Raw genomic sequence first — 21,596 nt, 5'->3', positions numbered from 1 at the left:
TGAGATCGGCGCGTCAATCCCATTTTTATACCAATTACACCAATTGATAAATTTGGTTACAGCACAGACTCTCGCAGACTTGACTAATATACCCCTTGGGGGTATATTAGTGTTATGGAAAGCACTACTCGCAAAGACGCGGCGGTCTGCACGCTGGAGATTCAGGGGATGCACTGCGCCTCCTGCGTCGGGCGCATCGAGCGAATGCTGGGGAAGGTGACGGGCGTGGATCACGCCGACGTCAATCTGGCGACAAACCGCGCGCGGGTCACCTACGATCCTGGGCAGGCGACGCTGGCGGCGATGGTCGCCGCCGTGGAAAAGGCCGGCTTCGGCGCGGCGCCGGTTACGGCGGCGAAGCCGCGCGCGGAGGAAACGCCTAGGCGCGACGCCGTGCTGGTCAATCTGATCGGCGCGGCCATTCTGACGCTGCCGGTGCTCGTTCTCTCCATGATGGGAATGACATCGGTCGCAATGGACCGGATGGGACAAACGTCCTGGCTGCTCTGGACGTTCGCCGTGTTGACGGCGCTGGTCGTGTTTGGCTTCGGGCGGCAGTTCTTTGCCGGCGCCTGGAGCGCCTTCCGACACGGCGGCGCGTCCACGATGGATACGCTGGTTGCGATCGGATCGGGCGCCGCCTACTTTTACAGCCTGGCCGAGCTGTTGTCATCGCCCCACCCCAGAACCTACTTTGAGACGAGCGCGACGATCGTCACGCTGATTTTGATGGGACGATGGCTGGAAGGACGCGCGCGGCGGCGGGCGTCCGACGCGATCCGCTCCCTCGCGGCGCTGGCGCCGAAGACGGCCTCGGTAGTCGGAAGCGACGGCGCCGAGCGGGAGATTCCTCTCGATCAGATTTCGCCCGGCGATGTGATCCGGGTGCGGCCGGGCGAGAAGATCGCCGTGGACGGGACGGTCGTGGAAGGCGCGTCCGCCGTGGACGAGGCGATGCTGACCGGCGAAAGCATGCCGGTGGACAAGGCGACCGGCGACGCCGTGATCGGAGGGACGCTCAACACAAGCGGCGCCTTGCTTTACCGGGCGACCGCGACCGGCGACGCGACGGTGCTGGCGCAAATGGTGCGGCTGGTCGAGGAGGCGCAGGGCAGCAAGGCTCCAGTGCAGCGCCTTGCCGACGCCGTCTCCGCCGTCTTCGTACCGGCGGTGCTGGGGATCGCGCTCGTCACATTTCTCGTCTGGTTCTTCGCCCTGCACGCCGGAATCGCAGGCGCGCTCGCGCCTGCGGTCGCGGTGCTGGTCATCGCCTGCCCCTGCGCGCTGGGATTGGCGACGCCCACCGCGATCATGGTCGGAACTGGCCGGGGCGCGGGGCTGGGCATCCTGATCAAGAACGGCGAGGCGCTGGAGCGCGCGCATCAGATCGGCCGCGTCGTCTTCGACAAGACCGGCACGATCACCGAGGGCCGCCCCGTCGTCACCGAGATCGTCACTTACGGCGGCTGGGAGCGCGGCGCATTGCTGCAAATCGCCGCCGCCGCCGAGCGGCCTTCCGAACACGCCCTCGCGCGCGCGATCGTCGCGCAGGCGGACGCCGAAGCGTTGCCGGGTACATCGACCGAGTTTACCAGCCTTGCCGGACAGGGAGTGCGCGCGACGGTGGACGGCCGCGCCGTTCTCGTGGGAACCGCGCGAATGTGCGAAGAATGGGAGATCGCCCTCTCTAGCGCCGCCTCGCAGGATCTTGCCCGATTGGAATCCGAGGGCAAGACGGCGATGATCGTCGCCGTGGACGGGCGCGCAGCGGGCGTCGTCGCGGTCGCGGACACCGTGCGTCCCGGCGCGAAGGCGGCGCTGGCGCGCCTTGCCGGCATGGGGATTTCGGTCGCCCTGCTCACCGGCGACAGCCCGCGCGTCGCCCAGGCCGTCGCCACGGAGCTTGGCGTTACTGAAGTCCGCGCCGGCGTGCGCCCCGACGGCAAAGTCGCGGCCCTGCGCGAATGGCGGGCAAACGGCCCGGCCATCGCCATGGTCGGCGACGGCGTCAACGACGCCCCCGCGCTCGCGCAAGCGGATCTCGGCGTCGCCATGGGCCGCGCCGCCGATGTCGCCATGGAGGCGGCGGACATCACCCTGCTGCGCGCCGACTTAAACGGCGTCGCCGACGCGATCATCCTGTCGCGCGCCACAATGAAGATTATCCGCCAGAACCTCTTCTGGGCGTTCATCTTCAATATTATCGGCATCCCGATGGCCGCTCTGGGCCTGCTCAGCCCCACGATCGCCGCCCTCGCCATGGCCTTCAGCAGCGTCACCGTCGTCACCAACTCCCTGCGCCTCAAGACGGCGCGGCTGCGGTAGAGGCGCAGGGAGGGAGAATGTGATCGGAACGGCAATTCTCCCTGCTCAAGTTCATCTGATCTTCATCTCCATATCTTATACTAACTCCATAAACAACTCACGCTTACCCGGAAAGGCCCATAGATCACATGTTTCGTCGCAACCACACCCAAGGCTTCACGCTGATCGAGCTTCTCGTCGTCATCGCAATCATTGCGATACTCGCCGCTATCCTGTTTCCCGTATTTGCCAAAGCGCGCGAGAAGGCGCGGCAGATCTCGTGCCTTTCCAACGAAAAGCAGATCGGGCTTGCGATCTTGCAGTACTCGCAGGACAGCGATGAGGCGTTCCCGTGCGGAACGCAGGGAACGACCAGCGCCGAGCTTGGCGTCGGATGGGCGTCCCAGCTCTATTCGTATGTGAAGAGCACCGCCGCGTTTCGATGCCCGGACGACGCGACGTCGGAGGTGACGACGACCACGCCGCACGCCGTGCCCGTATCGTTCGGCATGAACGTGCTGATGGCGAACAGCACGCAGTCGGCGTTTGTGAACGTTTCGAAGTCCGTGATGCTGTTCGAGACCGTCAACAGCCCGGCGGAGATCACCGGAATCTGGGATGGGACCACGGGCGACAGCACCTCGCCCGCCGCCGACGGCAATACCGCCGGTTACAATGGAGTCGGGCAGTACGCCACGGGCGTGATGTCGGGCGCGGCCGCCTCGGTGGGGACCGGTACGGCCGGGTACTTCGCCACGACCACGGGACGGCACACCGACGCCGCCAATTACTTGATGGCCGATGGGCATGCGAAGTGGCTGCGTCCGACATCCGTCTCGACCGGCACGGACAATTCGGGCGGCGACTGCGGCGCATTTACCAGCGGAGCCCTGACGGGGCTGGCCGCCTCCGGCGACTGCGAAACGACGGGGCTGGCCGCGACCTTCAGCATTCACTGAGATTTCGCCGCCTCTGGGTCTGGGCCGCACGCGAATGGCAATAATGGGTCATGCGTGCGGCCGAAAAACAGACGCCAAAAAAATTTGATGCAACGTTACACCAATTTCAAAGGAGATTCACGGCCACACAGCCAACATCACTCTAGACGCGTGAGCCGCCCAGCGACGGCGGCTCGAATCATTTGGCGTTTCAGGAGCGATTGGCGATGCATGGTATCGGCGGAGAGTTTGAACCCGGAGAGGTGTGGCGGGATACGGACGGCGCGCCGATTCAGGCCCACGGCGGCGGCGTTCTGGAGTACGAGGGCACATATTATTGGTATGGGGAGAACAAAGAGGGAGTCACCGATCCGGAGACCGGCCACCTCGCCGTCGTCGGCGTATCCTGCTACTCCTCGCAAGACCTCATTCACTGGCGCAATGAAGGCTTGGCGCTGCCCGCCGCTCCAGACGATCCCGCGCACGATCTGCATCCAAGCCAAGTCGCGGAGCGCCCCAAGGTCATCTACAACCCTCGCACGCGGCAATTCGTGCTCTGGCTGCATGTCGATAGCCCCGACTACACCAAGGCGCGCGCCGGTCGCGCCGTCAGCGCTTCGCCCACCGGGCCATTCACATATCTCGGAAGCGTACGCCCGGCCGGTTTTGAAAGCCGGGATATGACCCTGTTTCAAGATTCCGACGGGGCCGCATATCTTTTTTTCTCCTCCGATTGGAATTCCGTGATTCGGATCGCGCGGCTGACGGACGACTACCTGGAGGTAAGCGACATCCACACGGAAGCCTTCCGGAGCCCGCAGCGCAACACGGGACGCGAATCTCCCGCCGTTTTTCGCAGCGGAGACCGCTGCTTCTTTATCGGTTCCGGATGCACGGGCTGGGCGCCCAACGCGGCGGAATACGCCGTTGCGCCGTCGCCGCTCGGGCCATGGGAGGTCAAAGGCTCGCCCTGCGTGGGCGACGGCGCGGAGACGACATTCGGATCGCAAAATACGTTCGCGCTTCCGCTTGCGGCGCGCCCCGGCGCCGTGATCCTGATGCTGGATCGGTGGAATCCGCGAAATCTGAGCGACTCGCGGTATGTCTGGCTTCCCCTCTTCGTGGCAGGCGATACGCTGACGGTGGAGTGGCGTGACCGCTGGGATCTGTCGGCGTTCGATGGGCGTCCTTAAATGACGAAGCCAATGCTCGATCCCCACCGAACTCCGTCGGTCATCGTCTCGGATACAGCCACGGAAGTCGCCGCGCGCCCGGTGGATGCTCGTCTGCGCCTGTCGGTGTTTCAAGTGGCGCGAACCTCCTACCGCTCACTCAACGCCGCGATCACGCATCCTCACTGGGCCATCAGCCATGTCGCCCTGGGGGATGTTCGAACGACCACGGCGGACCGCGCATTTGCGGCGCCCGCCGGCTCGGTGCTCGTCCACCCTCCAGGGCTTCCCTATGTCGAATACGCGCCGGGGCCGGGGCAGCATGAGTGGATCGTATTCGACGCGATCACCAGCCAGAACATCCCTCTTTTCGAGGCCTATCCCCTCAGCCCGGTCATCGCCTTAAGCTGCGCGGGCGCGTACTCAGAAATGTTCGAGGAATTGCTGTCGGCGTGGTCGGACGTCCATTCGCCGCCATTCCAGCGCGAACTCGCGGTGTCACGCCGCACCGCCGCGATCCTGGATCTGCTGATCGAAGAATGGAGGAAGGGCGGCGCCGTCCCGCGCCCCGCATCGATGGCCGCCCGCGCCAGCCGATTCGCCGCCACGGTCGCGTTTATGATGGAGAACGCGCATCGGCGTCTGTCGCGCGGCGAGCTGGCCGAGCGCGAATGCCTGCATCCCGGCTCGCTGGACAGGTTGTTTCGCGCCGAATATGGGATGACGCCGATGCGGATGCTGACGGACATCCGCCTGCGGCGAGCGCGCGAGCTGCTCGCCGCCACGGATCGGACGCTCGACGCCATTGCGTCGGAATGCGGCTTCGAAGACGCGACCTATCTCATCCGAGTCTTCAAATCCGCGTTCGGCGCGACGCCCGGACGATATCGGGACTCCGTCCGGAGCGCGCACAATCTCTATTCGGAGTGAGCGAGAGATCCCGCGGGGACCGGCGACCGGCGCCGGTAAAGCGTGCGCGGATACGCCGCCGCCGTCCCCGTATAGGTCGCCATGATGCTTCTCAGACGCGACTGCGCCTCCTCCGGCCACTCCCCCGGGATGGACTGCGCTTTGGCGGCCATCTGCGCCTGCATGCGCTCGGGAAGCGACGCGAAGTCCGGCTGATACCAGAGGGTGATGAGCGTCCGCCGTTCGTCCGTGTCATTGCGATGGGCGGCGTGCAGCACCCGCGCGTCGCCGATCAGCAAGTCGCCAGCCTGTACCGGGACATCGACCTCGTCCGGCTGATCGGAAAATTCGATTCTTTGCGGATCGCTCGCCTGCCCCAGCGTTTCGGAATGGGGCGCGTCCATCAGATCGTGGAGCGAATGATGGTGAATATGCGAACCGGGGATGACGCGCAGGCATCCGTTTTCCGGGCGCGTGTCCGAGAGATAGTACATGCAGAAAAGCTGCGGCGCGGGCAGCTCATAACTTCGGTTATCCTCCCACGCGAACCAATCGTAATGCCAGAACAGCCGGGGACTGCCGCCCGGCTTGCTGATGATATATCCATCAGTGAACGTGGGCGCCGGGAAGCCAAGATCCGCGAAGGCGTTGCGCGCCGCCGGCAGCGTGACCAGCTCGGCGAAGATCGGATCGGCGGTGATCGGCATCATACTCCCCTGCGCCCGGACTCGGGTCCGTTCCTCCATTGACTGAGCGTCGAGCAGCCTGTCCGTCGCGTCCCGAAGACGATCGATCATTTCGAGCGAGAGCGTCTGTGGAAAGCGGCAATAGCCGTCGGACGCCAATTGGTCGTATTTTTCTTTATTCAATGTCATTTCCTCACCAGCAGCAATGAGACCAGTATAAGTCCTCTCAGGCGGCCTCACAATGCAGGAAATCAACGACAAATCGGACGATTTACACCTTTCCGAGAATATTTTCCTGAGTTCAGATAATCCCGGACATATTTGTGGGCAAGGAATCGTTTCCGGGTCTTATTACCGTACAATAGATGTCAGCAGCATTCGCTTCCGCCAGAAAGGCGCCACCATGACCCAGCACGCGACCAAGAAGGGCTTCACGCTGATTGAGCTCCTCGTCGTCATCGCTATCATCGCGATTCTCGCCGCGATTCTCTTTCCCGTCTTCGCCAAAGCCCGCGAAAAGGCGCGGCAGATCTCGTGTCTCTCGAATGAAAAGCAGCTAGGACTTGCGATTTTGCAATATTCTCAGGATAGCGACGAGCGTATGCCCTGCGGAACGGCGGTTACCGGCGTCAACACGCAGGATGGGAAAGGCTGGGCGTCGCAGATCTACAGTTACGTCAAAAGTACGGCGGTTTTCCGATGCCCGGACGATTCCACGTCCGGCTCGAACGTCGCCCCAATTACTTATCCCATCTCTTACGGTATAAACCTGCAAGCCACACGCAGCGCGCTCGCCGACTTCGTCAGCGATTCCAAATCCGTCATGCTGTTTGAAACCGTCGGGAGCGCGGCGAGCATCACGACGGTGGGGAACGCCGTCAGCGGCGACATCACATCGCCGGCCGCCGATGGGAATCCCGAGGGCTTCAACGGCGTCGGCCGCTTTGCGACTGGCGTTATGTCGGGCGCGAGTCCCTCCGAAGTCGGCGGCAACAATGGCTGGTACGACACCAAGACGGGACGCCATACCGACGCCTCGAATTACTTGATGGCCGACGGCCACGCGAAGTGGATCCGGCCAACGTCCGTTTCAACCGGCGGAGACGGTTCGAATGGCGACTGCAACACATTCACGAGCGGAACATTCGCGGGGACGGCCGCATCGGTCGACTGCTCGGCCACGGGTCTCGCGGCGACGTTCAGCGTGCATTAAGGCAGCCCTCCAAATCACCCTGGAAGTCCCTTCCTCCGCCGTGGCGCAGGGAGGGATTTTTGCCGCCGCCAATCACGTTTCAGATCGCTCCGATCGTGCAATACTGAACCTGGACAACGCCGATCCCTTCCACGGAGAATAGACGATGAATGACGCAAAACTGACGCTCGATCCGAAGACGACGGCTTTAGTGCTGATCGATCTGCAAAAGGGCGTAGTGAGCCGCGATGTCGCGCCCTACTCCTCCCAAGATGTCGTCGCGCAAAGCGCGCGTCTGGCGGAGCGGTTCCGGGAGCTGGAATCGACGGTAGCGCTCGTCCACGTCTCATTTCATCCCGACGGCCGGGACCGGCTGACGGCGCCGGTGGACGAATCGATGGCGTCGGCCTCCCCGCCGCCCGGCTGGGATGAGTTCGTCCCAGAGCTCAGCCCGCGTCCGAGCGACCTGGTCGTGACCAAGCATCAGTGGGGAGCGTTCTATGAAACGGGGCTGGATCTGCAGCTGCGCCGACGCGGCGTCCAAACCATCGTCCTGGGCGGACTCGTCACGAACTTCGGCGTCGAATCCACGGCGCGCGACGCCTATGAACGCGGCTACGCGGTCGTTTTGGCTGAAGACGCCATGGCGAGCATGACCGCCGAGGCGCACGAATTCGCGGTCAAATCGGTATTTCCCCGATTGGGACGTGTCCGCTCCGTCCAGAATATTCTGGACGCTCTGGGGTAGCGCTCCAATGCCGGCCTTTGCGGCGCCGATTTGGGATCACCGATGCCTATCGACCACCGAAGTCTCCGCGTTCGCCGGATCGCCCTCGGCCTCGCCCTCACAAGCGCCGCCGCCCTGATCGGTTTCACATTCACGGGATGCCGCCCCCGCCCCGCGCCGATCTCGGGCGGCGCCACACTATCCTCCACGCCTCCCAATCCCGGCGCCGACGCCCTGCCGCTCCATCTCGACCGCGAGCAGAGGATTCGCAGCATCATCGACGGGCTGCGCAAGCCGGTGATGGGACGCCTGGTTTCGACGCGAGATGTCTCGCGCGTAGCGGATCAGCTTGGGCCGATTGTGGCCGAGGCGGCGCGCGCGCCGGAGGCGCAGGCGATACTGGAGCGGATGGCGCGTGAGGAAGGCGTTTCGCGGGAGACGGCCCAGACATCGTGGGTCCACTTGCAGGAAGCGGACCTTCTGCTGGAGTCCGGCGGAGACCCGGACGCGATTTCGAGCGCCGGAGCGGTTGGCGTAGCGCAGTGGATGCCGGGCGTGGGCGGGCACGGACTTCTGGCCGTCGATCTGCCGGCCTCCCGCCGCCTGACGGCGCCCATCGACGCGTTCAAGCAGCGCATCGCCTGGCGGGAGTACTGGCGCGCGGAGCCGCCGGGGGCGGCGCCTGCGCCGCCCCCGGTGTCCATCGGACCGGCGCTCACGCCGGCTCAGGCCGCCGCCGAGCTCCCCGCGCTTGCGACGCGTCTTGAGCTGCTCCGGGCGCAGCGGCGACGCATCGATCGGCGTTACGATCCGCGCCAGGCGATCTTCGCGCAGACGAACTATCTGCTGAAGCTTTATCCGCGCTTTCCCAGCGCGGATTGGATCTTTCAAGCTTATCATGGCGGCGAAGCCGGAGTAGAGCGCACGCTGCGCAAATATCTGGGTCCTCAGTGGCCCGGCGACGCGGCGGCGGCGATCCGCCGGGGAAACGCGGGCCGGCGGCTGAGTTTCGAGGACGTGTATCTGACGAGCAGCCCACAAAGTCATCCGGCCGCGTTTTCTTATTTGTATGGGCGCGGCGACGACCACCGGCATTACTGGTGGAAGCTGCGCGCGGCGCAGGAGGCGATCGCGCTGTACCGTCGTGATCCCGCCGCCTTTCAGCGCCAATGGGAAGCGCTGCTGCCCGGGCGCGGTACGGACGCCCTCTGGTACGGGGCGTCTCCCACGATCTCGAACACGGCGGCGCTTCTGGCCGCCGCGCGGAGCGGCGCGCTCATCCCCATCGCCGGCATCCCCGGCGTCACCGTGACAGCGCCCTCTCCCCGTCCGTTCGCCCCGCCGGTCGCCGTCATGCGAATCGAAGCGCGCGGGGCGCTGGTTTTGATCGCGTCCGCCTACCGGAGCGCCGGCGGCCCCGGTCCGCTCGTTGTGGGAGACACGACGCTGTCCGTGCAGGACGCCGATTGGCTCGCCGCGCACGCGCCCATTTCCCCGCGAACAGCCATGCTTCCGCCCGAGCCGGACATCCGGCCCGGCGGCGGACCGCCCGCGAACTTCAACGCGCACACAACGGGAACGGCGTTCGACTTGATCCCGCCAACGGATGTGAACGCGCGCAAAACTCTGGAGTACGCGCTCGGCTACTGGAAGGACCGTAAGGTTCTCTGGTGGAAGGAGGAGCAGTCCGAAGGGGCGCTGCGATACCATATCGCGCCCAATCCTGCGTACCGTCAGGCGCTGGAGCGAATCGGCGCGGCTGATTCGTTTATCCCGGCGGGGTGAGGTCCGGGTAGCAGACACGCAGGGTATTCAGATCGCGGCGCGTCACATGGCGCGGCGCGGACGGGATCGGCGTTTGATCCCAGCGGAGGTAGCGCACTTGCGAGGGATACATCAAATCTTTCGGGCTGTTGCTGTGGCCGCCGATCCCGAGCGCGTGGCCGAATTCATGCGCCGCCGCCGTCTGCAAATCCGAATCGCTCGCGCCGCCGGTCGCCAGCCGCATCTCGGCTTTGAACAGCACGCCGCCCCGGCCCGAGACATGCGTTTCTCCGACCACGCCCCGCCGATCGTTCAGGTATTCGTCCGTGGTGAAACGCACCGTCACGTCCGCTTCGGACGGACTGTTGACGATCTGGTAACGGACGCCGTCGCGGGACGCCGTCACCCACTCGTCAAACCCGGCCATGGCGACGCCGGCCTCTCGTTTTTCCTCGTCGTTATGCCCGGCGATAAACACATGAAGCGGGAAACGAGGCCAGCGCCAGAGACGATCCATCCTGGCGGCGGCGGCGTAGTTCGGCGTGAAGGCGGCGGCCCGCGCCGCCGGGCGCGACACATTGATATTGACCGTCGTCGGCGCGACGGAAGCGTGGCCGCTCAGCGCGAGCAGCAGCGCGACAAGCGACAGATGTAAACGCGCAAGCCAGTCTTGGAGCAAGCGGGAAATTCCTTTTCGACGGATCGGTCCATTCACGACGCCCGGAAAGCGAGGCGATATTCATAGAACGTTCCCAAAACCTCCTGGGTTCCACGCAGGGCGACGGCAGGCGGGCCGCGCATCAAACAGGCCGCTTTCGACGATCGTCGAGAGCGGCCTGGCGGCGCGGCGCCGAGTATGTGATTACGCGACTTTCCGCAGCGTCAGCTTCACCGGCGCACCTTCCCCGATCTTGAAGCCGCGCACGGTTTCGGAAAGCGTCTCGGCGACATTGCTCAAGTCGCTGGAGCTTTGCAGCAAGCTCTCCGCGGCGTGCGCCTGCTGGCCGCTCATCGCCGAAACGCTCTGGATCGACGCCGACACCTGCTCCGCCGACGCCGACATCTCTTCGGCCGCCGCAGAGCTCTGCTCCACCACCGCCGCCACGCCGTCGATCTCCGCGCTGATCCGGTTGGACTCGGCGCTCATCTGGCGAGTCGCCTCGTCGATCCCCGCGATCCGCTCCGCCACGGACGCCGCATGGCGGGCGATCTCCGCCAAAGCCGTCTCTACTTCCCCGGCCAGGCCAACGCCCGTCGCCGCTTCCTGACGGCCCTTCGCCGTCGCCGCCGTCGCCGCCTGCGTGCGCTCCTGAACCGTCGCGATCATCGACGTGATCTCACGCGTCGCCACCGCAGAACGCTCCGCCAGCTTGCGCACTTCCTCCGCCACCACCGCGAAGCCACGGCCCGATTCCCCGGCCCGCGCCGCTTCGATCGCCGCGTTCAGGGCGAGCAGGTTCGTCTGCTCGGCGATCTGGTTGATCGTCTCGACGATCGAGCCGATCGTGCGCGCCGATTCGCTGAGCATGCCCATCGTCTCCGCGCTGGCGTCGATGGTCTGCTCGATGGACCGGATGCTTTGGATGGAGCGCGCCACCGTGCTCGCGCCGCGCTCGGCGGCTCCGGCGGCGTCGCTGGCCGCGCCGCTGGCTTCGCCGGCGCTGTGAACGACGCTGTCGATGGATCCGGTCAGGTTCTTGATACGCTCCCGGCTGCTGGCGAGCGATACGGCCTGGCTGGCCGCGCCCTGCGCCACTTCGCTGGCGCCGCGCGCTGACTGCTCGCTGGCGCTGGAGACTTCGCCCATCGTCGCGCTGATCTCCTCAGAGCCCGAACCGACCTGCTGCGCCGCATTCACCACGGTCGTGGAAGTCTGCGCCACCTGGCCCGCCGCCGACTGGAGCTGCTCAACCACTCGCGTCAGCGATTCCTGGGACTGATTGAACGAAACGATGGTTTCCTCAACGGCGCCTACCATCTGGTTGAATGTCTCGGTGATTTTTCCGATCTCGTCTCGAGACTTGACCTCGATGGGCTTTGTCTTCGGCTCGACTCGGACGGTCAGGTCTCCGCACGCCAGCGCGCCGATCGCCTTGTTGAGATTTGCGATGCAGCCGTTGCGCATACTGTCGTACCCCACCGACACCAGGTGGAGCGGCCCGGTCACCTGCCGCGTGATGGCGAGCGCGAACGCGATCCCCAGCGCCAGCGACAGCAGCAGCATTCCCCCCATAAGCGCGGCGCCGCTTCGGTATGCGTCCGCCGAAGCGCTCGCATAGTCCGCGCCATGCTTTTTGTTCCAGACCACCATGGCGTCGGATACCGCCACCATGGACAAAAAGCTTTGCTTCATCTCCCCATTCATCAGCTGAACGGCGGAATCGGTCCGGCGCTGACGGCTGTCCGCCAGAAACCTGTCCTGGTATCCCAAATACGCATCCCAGCTTTTCTGCAAATCCTCGGCGTTCCGCCGATCCAACGGATCGATGGTCGTATCGACATACCCTTTGATGGCGCTGCTGGCTTTCTCGACCGAGGCGGAGATCGACGCCTCCACGTCACGCTTACCCGCATCTTCTTTGGTCAGCAAGTGACGATACTGCAAAATGCGAACCTGGCGTGTTTCGCCCGCGACAATGCTGAGCTGCTGCAAGCCAACCACGGAATCCGAGACGATGAGGCTGGCGATCCGCTCCTGATTCGCCATCTGCTTCACAGCGACGACCGTGAGGACAGCCGAGAGAAACAAACAGAATCCAAATCCGACCGCGAGTTTATACGCAATCTTTAAGTTGATGAAGAAGGTCATTCTTTTCTCCTGCGGTAGTATTGCTGAACCCGATTATCAGCATTCACAGGAGAGATCTTCAGGGCAAAAGGTCACATTTAGAAACATGGCGGAAACATTTTCAGGAATTCCCATAAAAAAGGGCGTTCACCCGAGAGTGAACGCCCTTTGCGAAGAAGATTACAGGTGGCAGCTCGCCAGGCCGCGCTTTTCCAGATATTGCTGGTGATAATCTTCGGCAATGTAGAATGTCTGCGCCGGAACGATCTCCGTGACGATGGGCTTATTGAAGACGCCCGCCGCGTCCAGCTTCACCTTTGTCGCTTCGGCCTGCTGCTGCTGCTCCGGCGAGTGGTAGAAAATCGCCGAGCGGTACTGCGAGCCGACATCCGGCCCCTGCCGGTTCAGCGTCGTCGGGTTATGGTTTCCGAAGAAGACCGCGAGCAGTTCTTCGTAAGTGACCTGCGCCGGATCGAACTCCACCTGCACGACTTCGGCGTGCCCGGTCCGGTCCGTGCAAACTTCCTTGTAGGTGGGATTTTCCGTTGCTCCCCCCTCGTATCCTACGGCCGTCGCGGTGACGCCCGGCGTCTGCCGGAACGCGGCTTCGACGCCCCAAAAACATCCCGCTCCAAATGTCGCGATCGCCATGATATCCCTCTCTCTCGTTCGGCGCGATCCCGCGCCGAGCTTATCTCGAAAGCTTGTGAGAATTCGATCTCCGTCCGTCAGTAATAACGTTTGATACCCCTGGTTTGGTTCCATCACGCAGGTATACTAACATTAACTTATGATCACCGAAAATCCCCTTACCCCTTCCCTTTCCGCGCTGCGCGCCGCGATCGCCGACGCCGGCCAGGGACTGATCGAACGCGAAGCTCTGGTGGAATCCATCGCGCTGGCGGCGGTCGCTGGCGAGCACGTGCTGGTGATCGGCCCGCCGGGCGCCGCCAAGAGCGAAGCCGTCCGCCGGATCGCCCGCGCCATCGGCGGCCACTACTTCGAATATCTGCTCGGGCGCTTCACGGAGCCGAGTGAGATCTTCGGACCGGTCGATCTGCGGCGCCTGCGCGAAGGGTTCGTGGAGACGGAAACGACGGGGATGCTCCCGGAAGCCGAGATCGCCTTTCTGGACGAAGTGTTTCTCGGCTCGACCGCCATTCTCAACACCCTGCTTGGCATCCTGAACGAACGCGTCTTCCGGCGCGGCCACACGCAGGCGGCGTGTCCGCTGCGCCTGTGCGTCGGCGCCTCCAATGGACTGCCTGAGGACGATACCCTCGGCGCCTTCGCGGACCGATTCCTCGTCCGCGTCTTCCTCCAGCCGCTCCCGGACACACGCCTGGAGGAGCTATTGGAAGGCGGATGGGCGCTCGGAAACTCGACCGTGCAAACGGCCGCTTCCCTGGGGGACCTGGACGCGCTGGCGGCGGCGGCTCGCCGGATGGACATGGCGCCGATCCGTCCATTCCTCGCGCACGCCCTGCGCCTGCTGCGCGCCGCCGGGATCCCGCTTTCGGACCGCCGCGCCGTCAAGACGCAAAAGCTCGTCGCGGCCGCCGCCGTGGTCGCCGGCCGCACGCAGCCGACCGAAGCGGACCTCTGGCCGATCGTTCTGGCGACGCCGACCGCCGAGACTCAAGAGATTGCGCGCCAAACCCTGCGCGCGCTGCTGGACAAGACCGAGAACGCCACGCTAAAGACCGCCGCCGAAGCCGCCTCCCTCGGCCCGCTCGCCCGCGCCGCGCGTCTCGTCGACGCCGGCCGTCGCATCCTCGCCGAGCACGCCGCCCCGGACGACCTCCGCGCCGCCGAACGCCGCCGGCTGGCGCTCGAAGGCGTCGCCCGAGAGATCGACGCCGGCTTCGCGCGCGAATCCCTGCCGCCCGACCTCATCGGCGTCCGCGCCGAGATCGTCGCCACTCTTGAAGCGACGCCGCTGACGGCAGTCAGCGGCGCGACGGTGAACGCGGAATAATGCGAGGCGCGACGGAGGGACATGTAAGAAGGCCGGCGAATAAATTCGCGGCTAAAAGTACGGCCGTCCGCCTTCGCGGACTTCGGAGCCTACGGCATATAAGATAAGCGCCTGCGGCGTAAAATCTGAACCCGCGCAGGCGGGTGGCCGTACTTTTAGCCGCGAATTCATTCGCCAGGCATGTGCTGAAAGCACAAAACACCGATCCTATGAACGCCAATACTCTATTCCCCATCACCTGGCGCTCGCGCGCCACACCTCTGGAGCCCGTCGCCGTGGCCGCGTCGGGCGTGGCGGCGTGTGCAATTGCGCAGCGTCTGCTGGCCTCTTCCGAGGAAGCGCTGGCGACGCTGACGGGCGTGGCCGGGGACGGGTTCCTGATTCTGATGGGACCCACCGAGAGTCTGCCGTGGGCGGACGGGGTTGTGTATTTGGGGCGTGATCCCATGGCGGCGGAGCTGCTGATTCCGACGATGCTGGCTCCCAGTATCCCGGTTGCCCTGCTCGCCGGGGCGATGGCGCTGCGCGCTCCCGACGTCAAGCCGCCGATGGCGCTGATCCCGGATTGGCCGGCGCTGGCGTCGCTGTCCGCCGCCCGGACGGTGGCGCGGGAATCGCTGGCGCGGTGGCTGCAACATGAGGAGACTCGATGACGATTGCTCTCCCCGCCGCGCTGGCGTCCTGGGCTCCGCACCTGAATCTCTTTCCCGACGATCTGGCCGCCGCGCTCGCGCCGCTCGCCCAGCGACTCGACGCCGCGATTGGCCCGATGCGCACGCATGACCGCGTGGACGAGGGCGACCCCGACGGCTTTTCGGACATCGGCCGGCGCGGCCCCTACGACCGTCTTCTTCTCTCCGAATGGCTCCTCGCCGACGACGCGCCCGACGAGTTTCTGCGCCGCGCGGCGATGGGCGAGCACGGATTCTTACAGCTTGCCCGCCGCACCCGGACCGGCGGACGGGTCTCCTTCGCCTTGTTCGACGCCGGCCCGAGCCAGATCGGCGGGCCGCGCATCGCGCATCTCGCGCTGCTGATCGCCCTTGCCCGCCGCGCCGAGGCGGCGAAGGCGCGGTTTGAGTGGGCGATCGTACAGCGGCCCGACATGGAGCCGGAGGTCGGTCTGACGGAATCGAGTATCCGGGCGCTTCTCTTGGCCCGATCATCGCAGCCGCCCACCTCCGAGATGTGGCACCAGTGGCGCGAGCGTGCGACGGCCCAAAGCGACGTGGACGATTTCTGGGCCATCGGCGGCGCCCGCCTCGCCCGGCTGGCCGCACGGGACGGCGCCAGCGGCGTGGAAGTGCGGGACGAACTGGATCCCGAGACCCATCAAATCTCGGCGCATGTCCACCGCGCCGGCCGGGCCGACGCCCATGTCGTGCTGGATCTGCCTGCCGACGCGCTCTGCGCGCGTCTCCTGCGCGATCCGTTCGCCACCGCCGTCGCCGCGCCCACCAAGCCTCAAGCGCACGTCGCCCCGGCGTCCAACCTGCTGTTCACGGCAAGCGGCAGCAAACTGATCGCGCGTGCGCACGACGGCGGCCTCATCGCCTACCCTGTCCCGAATTCGCCGCGCTCAGGCCCAGGATATCCGAAACACTACACTGCATTTCCCTCACACACCAAAACCACGATTTTGGCGGCGGGACGCATCGGCAAGGCTTACGTCATCATCACCCGCCCCGGTAACGGCGATGCGTTGCTTGTGTCATGCATCGGCGGCAAAAACGCCGGCGTTGCCGTCGGCGCTTATCCCATCGATGTAGGTTACCAAAAAGCGCTGGACGACGCTGTCAATCCGCCGCTATCGCCATGCTTCGCCACGCCGCAGAGCAATCCCGCCGGCTCCCGGCTAGTGATTGGCCTGCCCGGCAATATCCGCATGCCGGGGCGCTGCTCCATCGCCACGCTTTACAAAGACGCCAAAGGCGCGCACCTCAATCCCATCTACAACGGAGCCGTATTTCTCGCCACGCTCAATACTCCCCATCATATCCTCTGTGGACTGCAAGCGAAAGACGGCTGGAGCGTCGCCCTCGACGGCAGCGAACGGACGCCTCAGAACATCCCCGGCGCGACGGACGACAATTCGCCCGGTCTTTTCATGGGATATGCGTCGGCGCTCGGAAACGAGCGTTACGGATTGGTCGCCGCATATAAAGGCGATGGTTATTGGAGCGTGCTCACCAATAGTGCGGAACTCTCGCTCAAAGCGATTCCCGAGTGCCGTGTTGTCGGAGTGATCGCCACGCGACGCTATCAAACGCCGGCGCTGGTTCTGCTGGAGCCGGGCGCGCGGCGGCTCCGGGTGCTGGGAGCCTCCTGGTCGCATGTCCTGCCGATTGCGGACGCGCCGATCGAGCATGTCACGGTCAGCCACGCGGCGCCGATCATCGCGTATTCGACGACAAACGGCGAGGTCATCATCTATTCGCTGGAGCATGAGGCGATTTTGTATCGGCTGGCGCCGGGCGGAGGCGCCTCATGAATCTTGTGAAGCCGCGCGCGCTTGTCCATCAAGGCGTCATCGACGCCATCGGGTTATTCTTTGACTTTGCCCTGCTCGGCGAGCCCGAGGCGCGCCGTCGCGTGCTCGCGCTCTGGGAGCCGGGCGCGACGGTTCACGCCGTCGCGGGCGGGCTCCTCTTGCGCTGGGCGCACGCGCGGGAGATCGACTGCCGCCGGACACCCGGGCTGCCGCTCACGCTGCGCGACGATGTGCTGACCGGATCGCCGCTGACCTCCGACGAGTGGGAAGAGATCGCGCCGCCGCCGCGCAGCTTTTGCCGGATCCAGGACGGCGTGACGACGCTGCACGCGCTGACGGAGGACACGAGGACCGATCCGGCGGCGTGGCTTGATGTCTCTGACTGGCCGGTAATGACCGTCCAAACCCTCGGCGCGCCTCTCGCGCCGCCGCAGATGTTCACGGAAGCCGCCGCTTTCGACGCTCGCCGGCAGCTGGGCGGCATTCCCGCCCCGTCGCCGGACATGCTGTCCGTATTGATGCGGCTTCGGGCAAGCTTCGCCGCGAAGGAAGCGCAGACGCCGGCGGCCATCGGGACGCAATCGCTGGGGGCGATATTCGGGAATCTTTTCAATCCCCTCACCCTGCTGTTGGCTGCTTTCGGCGCCGGGGCAGGGGCCGCTTCCGGGGGATCAGGCGCGCGCAATACTGCTGCAAGTCCCACACCGCCGGAGTGGCTCGGGCGATTTCTCAATCAGTTCCTCCGTATGACAAAGCTGGGGCAGGTCTTCGGCGTGCGGCAGGCGCGTTATCTTTCGAAGATGATACGAATGTTCGAGCAAGGGGATTTCGCGGAAGCGCTCCGGCACGCCCTGCCGCTCGCCGGCGCCGATGGCGGGGCCAGCAACCCCTGGCCGGCGTTCGGCCTTCCCAGCCGCCGCGACTCGCTGCAAATCCGTCCCGGCCAGAACGCCCCGGGCTCCGCGCTGGGCCTCGGCGTGAACCTCTACGAAAATCTCCAGCAGATCTATCGAAGCGCGTTCGCGCGGCTGGAGGCGGCGGGGCGGATCGATGAGGCCGCGTTTGTCCTCGCGGAGCTGCTGCACGCCAACGAAGAGGCCGTCGCCTTTCTGGAGCGCCACGGACGCCTTCGACTGGCGGCGGAGATGGCGGAGGCGCGCGAGCTGCCGCCGGGGCTGATCGTGCGCCAATGGTTCCTGGCCGGCGACGCCGGCCGAGCCGCCGAGATTGCGCGGCGCACGGGCGCGTTCGCCGACGCCGTCACGCGGCTGGAGCGCACGGACAAAAAGCATGGCCACACATTACGCATGGTCTGGGCGGGGACGCTCGCGGGCCAGGGCGACTACTCCGCCGCCGTCGATATCGCGTGGCCGGTCCCCGAAGGCCGGGCGCTGACACACGAATGGATCCGGCGCGTGCTGGAGCTGGGCGGCGCGCCCGCCGCTCGGATGCTGGCGCGGCGGCTCGCGCTGGAGCCGGACTCCTTCCCGGACGTCCGCGAACGCGCTCAGGCGCTGCTGGGCGGCGACGCCGAACTGGCTGCGGCGCGTCTGGCCTTCGCCGAAAGCTTGATCAAGGAATCCCGCACCCCGGCGGCGTCCGCGCTCACCCGCGCCGCCACTCGCGCCCTGATCGAAGACGCCGCCGAGGGATCCATCGCGCTCGCCCCGGCGTGGCTGGCAAAACTCGTGCAGTTCTCGGGCGATGGCGCGCTGAAAGCCGACTCGCCGCCGGCGCCCCTCAGCCCGCGCCCGCGCCTCGCGGAGCGAACGACGGCTCTGGAAATCACGATCGACGCCGCCGACACCGGCGCGCTGCCGGTGCTGGACGCCGCCTGGCTTCCGGACGGCCGCTGCGTCGCTGCGCTCGGCGAAGCCGGCGCCCGGATGCTCGCCCGCGATGGCCGCACGGTCGCGCATTTCGATCAGCCCGCGCACCGGCTGGTCCTCTCGGACAGCGGCGACCGCGCCCTCGCGCTCGCCCCGCGCGGCGACGCCGTGCACCTCGCCCGCCTGGACTTCCTCCAGCGCACCGCCCGCTCCTGGCGCGATGTCCGCCTCGATTCCTGGGCAAAGAGCTACGACGGATCCCTCTGGTTTGTCGCCGAAGGAACCGACTTCCTCGCGATCGACGCGCTGGCCGACGACTACAAAGCCCTCTGGCGCACCCCCAATATCCCGGGCCGCATCACACAGATCGCCCGCAGCGCCGCCGCCTGCTCGTTCCTCGTGCGCGTCACGGAAGATGTCGATCCGTGGGGAGTTCCAAAACCGCTCGAACACGAACTCTGGCAGCGCTGGCTGCTCGCACTCCCCGCTCTGAGCCTGCGCGCGCGGCCGGAAATCCCACAGCCAGCGATGGGCTATGTCGATCTGCGCCGCGTGGTCGCGCCCAGCGGAAGCATCGCGGAGCTGCGAATCCAACTGCCAACGGACGACTCCGCCGACGTCTTTTCGACCGCCTTAGCACTCTACGAATCGTCCGGCTCCGGCATTCCGCAACTTACGCGTCAAGTGTTCTTCCATAAGGAGAATAAGCCGCTGCACATTGCTCTCTCAGACGAATGGATCGTCGCCTCTACATCCACTGAGAACGGCGTCTGCTGCCGCCTGCTCGACACAAAGACCCTGACAGTACGCCTGCGAATCCATCTGAACGGCGCGAAAACCGTCTCGGCGCGCGTCGGCTTGGAGAATGTGACGATTGGGGACGACCGGGGGCGGCTGCTGGTGGTCGATCTGCGGCGGGGAGATTTGGTGAGGGATTTGCGGGTGGGGTGAATGGCAGTGCAATTGTCTGCGTCAGAAGGCCGGCGGTTGGAAACCGCGCCTGCCAGAGCGCAGAAACCCACCTGCGTGGGTTACATATTTGTAGACGATACCGCCTTATCACGCGACCATGTTCGTCGGCGCCGTCATGGATCATGCAGTCCGCGCAGGCGGACTTCCGCGCTCTCGGAGGCGCGGTTTCAACCGCCGGCCTTCTGACGTAGGCGATTGCGTTACTAAATCGACCAAATGCATTAACCGCTGGCGCCTCATGGGAGATTGACGGGGTTAGGCTTTATTCCCATCCAGCTCCGCCGCCAGCCGGTCGATTGCGGCGTCGATCAGCTTCATCTCGCACTCCCAGATCACAATCGCCTTCCACCCCAGCTCCGCGAGCTTTTGCAGGTTGACCGTGTCGCGCGCTTCGTTGCGGGCGATCTTGGCGCGCCAGTACTCGGCGTTGGTCGCCGGCGGGCGCTGGCCGCGCTTGCAGGGGTGGCCGTGCCAGAAGCAGCCGTGGATGAAGACGACGGTTTTGCGACTGGGAAAGACGAGGTCGGGGACGCCGGGCAGGTCGCGGCGGTGCAGGCGAAAGCGATAGCCGCGCCGGTGCAGCCGCGAGCGGATCTGCATCTCAGGCTTGGTGTTCTTGGACTTGACCTGCCGCATCACCGCGCTGCGCTCTTCGGGAGAGATCGTGTCCGTCATGGTTTACCTCAAAGGCGCGGCGTTGTTTACCTCGGGGTCACCACGTTCGCGATCCGTGCGAGCGACGCGAGCAGATGCCGCGCGAGATGCTCCACGACCGGAACCGCGACGGCGTCGCCCATGGCCTTATACCCATCATTGTACGATCCCGGAATCTGATAGGTCTCCGGCGCGCCCATCAGGCGCGCGGCCTCACGCACGGTGAGCAGACGCGTCTGAAACTCATCGCCCCGGCGGATCACGATCACCTGCCGGCTGCTGCCGCCGCTCGGCGTGCGCAGGCATCCCGCCACGCCGTCAAAGCGCAGCTCCAATACCTGCCGGCCATCGCGGACACGGCGGTAGCCGGGTACAATATCGCCATTCGCCAGCGCCGACAGCTTTCGCCGGTGGCGGTCCGAAAGCAGGCTCAACGCATGGGCCGCCCGGGCATCGGCGTGGACCGGCGCGTCACGATCGATGAGGCTGGACAGGCGCACCGTGCGCTGGGGCGGTTCGGGCAAGTCCCACCAGACCCAGCCGTCCGTGTCCGACACGCGCCGCACCGCCTCGGAGTGGGCCCAGGATGCGTCCAGGGCTTCCAAAGCCTTGGTGTCCAAGTCGCGGCGGGCGCCGACGACAAAAACGCGCGGGCGGGACTGCGGCAGCCAGCGCGCGGCGTCCAGCGCCAGCGCGCCGACCCGATATCCCAGATCGCTCAAAGCCGCGTGCAGCATTCGAAAATGCGCGCCGCCCTCGGAGGACAGCAGCCCGGAGACGTTTTCCGCGACCACCACCGGCGGACGCTCCCGCAGCTCGCCCAGGATACGCAGCCACTCCCACACCAGCCCGCTGCGCGTCCCGGAGTGCATGCCAAGCATCCGCCCGGCGAGCGAGAGATCCTGGCACGGAAAACTCGCCCACGCGAGCGCCGCCGCCGGCAGATCGCCGCCGCGAACCTCCTGGATCGGCCCGACATGCAGATGCCCGGGATGGTTCGCCTGATAGACCAGCGCCTTTTTGGGCGCAAAGTCATTGGCCCAAACGACATCGAACTGAGATTTCAGCCCTTCGGACGCGAGGCCGCCGCCGGCGAAGAAGTCGAGCGCGGCGGGTTTTGTGGAAGATGGGGAAATGGTTTGCACTGCTGTTAGGATACCTGATGGGTGTTGTGGAGTGGATTACCCACTTA

The 21,596-nt window shown here is 65.5% G+C and carries 17 protein-coding genes; 11 read left to right on the top strand and 6 right to left on the bottom strand.

Annotated features, from left to right (window positions below):
* Nucleotides 1-114: 114 nt before the first annotated feature.
* The 4 genes from D5261_RS08230 (at nt 115) to D5261_RS08215 (ending at nt 5,344) form a co-directional block, all read left to right on the top strand.
* Nucleotides 115-2,325 carry a heavy metal translocating P-type ATPase gene (locus tag D5261_RS08230; protein ID WP_119322579.1) on the top strand — a complete coding sequence of 737 codons (2,211 nt, stop codon included), beginning with the start codon at nt 115-117 and terminating at the stop codon, nt 2,323-2,325.
* Nucleotides 2,326-2,453: 128 nt separating this feature from the next.
* A complete protein-coding gene (locus D5261_RS08225) occupies nt 2,454-3,263 on the top strand; it encodes a DUF1559 family PulG-like putative transporter (RefSeq protein WP_119322580.1) in 810 nt (269 codons plus the stop codon).
* Nucleotides 3,264-3,469: 206 nt separating this feature from the next.
* Nucleotides 3,470-4,435, top strand: a complete 966-nt coding sequence (locus D5261_RS08220; protein ID WP_119322581.1) for a glycoside hydrolase family 43 protein — start codon at nt 3,470-3,472, stop codon at nt 4,433-4,435.
* Nucleotides 4,436-5,344 (top strand): helix-turn-helix domain-containing protein, encoded by a 909-nt coding sequence (locus D5261_RS08215; protein WP_119322582.1) that lies wholly within the window; start codon nt 4,436-4,438, stop codon nt 5,342-5,344. It abuts the gene before it with no gap.
* On the opposite strand, the gene D5261_RS08210 is transcribed toward D5261_RS08215, so the two are convergent.
* Nucleotides 5,332-6,192, bottom strand: a complete 861-nt coding sequence (locus D5261_RS08210; RefSeq protein ID WP_165864352.1) for a phytanoyl-CoA dioxygenase family protein — start codon at nt 6,190-6,192, stop codon at nt 5,332-5,334. The genes D5261_RS08215 and D5261_RS08210 overlap by 13 nt on opposite strands.
* 220 nt (nt 6,193-6,412) lie before the next feature.
* Between D5261_RS08210 and D5261_RS08205 the strand changes: the two genes are divergently transcribed.
* The 3 genes from D5261_RS08205 (at nt 6,413) to D5261_RS08195 (ending at nt 9,713) form a co-directional block, all read left to right on the top strand.
* Nucleotides 6,413-7,222 carry a DUF1559 family PulG-like putative transporter gene (locus tag D5261_RS08205; RefSeq protein ID WP_125206085.1) on the top strand — a complete coding sequence of 270 codons (810 nt, stop codon included), beginning with the start codon at nt 6,413-6,415 and terminating at the stop codon, nt 7,220-7,222.
* A gap of 145 nt (nt 7,223-7,367) precedes the next feature.
* Nucleotides 7,368-7,949, top strand: a complete 582-nt coding sequence (locus tag D5261_RS08200) for a hydrolase (RefSeq protein ID WP_119322585.1) — start codon at nt 7,368-7,370, stop codon at nt 7,947-7,949.
* 42 nt (nt 7,950-7,991) lie between these two features.
* Nucleotides 7,992-9,713, top strand: coding sequence for a lysozyme family protein (locus D5261_RS08195; RefSeq protein WP_119322586.1), 1,722 nt, complete (start codon nt 7,992-7,994; stop codon nt 9,711-9,713).
* Here D5261_RS08195 and D5261_RS08190 read toward each other — a convergent pair.
* From D5261_RS08190 to msrA, 3 genes are all read right to left on the bottom strand, one after another.
* On the bottom strand, nt 9,697-10,371 hold the full coding sequence (locus D5261_RS08190; protein ID WP_119322587.1) for a matrixin family metalloprotease: 675 nt from the start codon (nt 10,369-10,371) through the stop codon (nt 9,697-9,699). The genes D5261_RS08195 and D5261_RS08190 overlap by 17 nt on opposite strands.
* A gap of 183 nt (nt 10,372-10,554) precedes the next feature.
* Nucleotides 10,555-12,501: a methyl-accepting chemotaxis protein gene (locus D5261_RS08185; protein ID WP_119322588.1), complete on the bottom strand. Its 1,947-nt coding sequence runs from the start codon at nt 12,499-12,501 to the stop codon at nt 10,555-10,557.
* Between the two features lie 159 nt (nt 12,502-12,660).
* Complete coding sequence (msrA, locus tag D5261_RS08180; RefSeq protein WP_119322589.1) at nt 12,661-13,131, bottom strand: peptide-methionine (S)-S-oxide reductase MsrA; 471 nt, start codon at nt 13,129-13,131, stop codon at nt 12,661-12,663.
* A 139-nt stretch (nt 13,132-13,270) separates the two neighbouring features.
* On the opposite strand from msrA, the gene D5261_RS08175 reads away from it, so the two are divergent.
* The 4 genes from D5261_RS08175 to D5261_RS08160 all read left to right on the top strand — a co-directional run bounded on the left by D5261_RS08175 (nt 13,271) and on the right by D5261_RS08160 (nt 19,729).
* On the top strand, nt 13,271-14,458 hold the full coding sequence (locus D5261_RS08175) for an AAA family ATPase (protein ID WP_119322590.1): 1,188 nt from the start codon (nt 13,271-13,273) through the stop codon (nt 14,456-14,458).
* 209 nt (nt 14,459-14,667) lie between these two features.
* Nucleotides 14,668-15,111: a bpX5 domain-containing protein gene (locus D5261_RS08170; RefSeq protein ID WP_119322591.1), complete on the top strand. Its 444-nt coding sequence runs from the start codon at nt 14,668-14,670 to the stop codon at nt 15,109-15,111.
* Entirely contained in the window at nt 15,108-16,949 is a 1,842-nt protein-coding gene (locus D5261_RS08165) for a hypothetical protein (RefSeq protein WP_119322592.1), read from the top strand. Before D5261_RS08170 ends, D5261_RS08165 begins: the two co-directional genes overlap by 4 nt.
* A complete protein-coding gene (locus tag D5261_RS08160) occupies nt 16,946-19,729 on the top strand; it encodes a bpX6 domain-containing protein (protein WP_119322593.1) in 2,784 nt (927 codons plus the stop codon). Before D5261_RS08165 ends, D5261_RS08160 begins: the two co-directional genes overlap by 4 nt.
* A gap of 276 nt (nt 19,730-20,005) precedes the next feature.
* Here the strand turns inward: D5261_RS08160 and D5261_RS08155 are convergent, their stop codons facing one another.
* Together D5261_RS08155 and D5261_RS08150 are read right to left on the bottom strand one after the other, a co-directional pair.
* The gene (locus D5261_RS08155; protein WP_119322594.1) at nt 20,006-20,425 is read right to left on the bottom strand and encodes a very short patch repair endonuclease; all 420 of its coding nucleotides are present in this window, start codon (nt 20,423-20,425) and stop codon (nt 20,006-20,008) included.
* Between the two features lie 26 nt (nt 20,426-20,451).
* Nucleotides 20,452-21,549, bottom strand: a complete 1,098-nt coding sequence (locus D5261_RS08150) for a DNA cytosine methyltransferase (RefSeq protein WP_218025649.1) — start codon at nt 21,547-21,549, stop codon at nt 20,452-20,454.
* Between the last annotated feature and the right edge of the window lie 47 nt (nt 21,550-21,596).

The sequence above is a fragment of the Capsulimonas corticalis genome, assembly GCF_003574315.2.
Lineage (GTDB): Bacteria > Armatimonadota > Armatimonadia > Armatimonadales > Capsulimonadaceae > Capsulimonas > Capsulimonas corticalis.
Note: the sequence above shows the minus strand (reverse complement) of the source record. Positions and strands in the feature narration are given on the sequence as shown.

What these genes read in the sequence shown, in the direction of transcription:
- D5261_RS08195 (WP_119322586.1), top strand. Translation starts at nt 7,992, where the DNA reads ATGCCTATCGACCACCGAAGTCTCCGCGTTCGCCGGATCGCCCTCGGC.
- D5261_RS08165 (WP_119322592.1), top strand. Translation starts at nt 15,108, where the DNA reads ATGACGATTGCTCTCCCCGCCGCGCTGGCGTCCTGGGCTCCGCACCTG.
- D5261_RS08205 (WP_125206085.1), top strand. Translation starts at nt 6,413, where the DNA reads ATGACCCAGCACGCGACCAAGAAGGGCTTCACGCTGATTGAGCTCCTC.
- D5261_RS08170 (WP_119322591.1), top strand. Translation starts at nt 14,668, where the DNA reads ATGAACGCCAATACTCTATTCCCCATCACCTGGCGCTCGCGCGCCACA.
- D5261_RS08200 (WP_119322585.1), top strand. Translation starts at nt 7,368, where the DNA reads ATGAATGACGCAAAACTGACGCTCGATCCGAAGACGACGGCTTTAGTG.
- D5261_RS08155 (WP_119322594.1), bottom strand. Translation starts at nt 20,425, where the DNA reads ATGACGGACACGATCTCTCCCGAAGAGCGCAGCGCGGTGATGCGGCAG.
- D5261_RS08220 (WP_119322581.1), top strand. Translation starts at nt 3,470, where the DNA reads ATGCATGGTATCGGCGGAGAGTTTGAACCCGGAGAGGTGTGGCGGGAT.
- D5261_RS08225 (WP_119322580.1), top strand. Translation starts at nt 2,454, where the DNA reads ATGTTTCGTCGCAACCACACCCAAGGCTTCACGCTGATCGAGCTTCTC.
- D5261_RS08185 (WP_119322588.1), bottom strand. Translation starts at nt 12,501, where the DNA reads ATGACCTTCTTCATCAACTTAAAGATTGCGTATAAACTCGCGGTCGGA.
- D5261_RS08215 (WP_119322582.1), top strand. Translation starts at nt 4,436, where the DNA reads ATGACGAAGCCAATGCTCGATCCCCACCGAACTCCGTCGGTCATCGTC.
- D5261_RS08175 (WP_119322590.1), top strand. Translation starts at nt 13,271, where the DNA reads ATGATCACCGAAAATCCCCTTACCCCTTCCCTTTCCGCGCTGCGCGCC.
- D5261_RS08230 (WP_119322579.1), top strand. Translation starts at nt 115, where the DNA reads ATGGAAAGCACTACTCGCAAAGACGCGGCGGTCTGCACGCTGGAGATT.
- D5261_RS08160 (WP_119322593.1), top strand. Translation starts at nt 16,946, where the DNA reads ATGAATCTTGTGAAGCCGCGCGCGCTTGTCCATCAAGGCGTCATCGAC.
- msrA (WP_119322589.1), bottom strand. Translation starts at nt 13,131, where the DNA reads ATGGCGATCGCGACATTTGGAGCGGGATGTTTTTGGGGCGTCGAAGCC.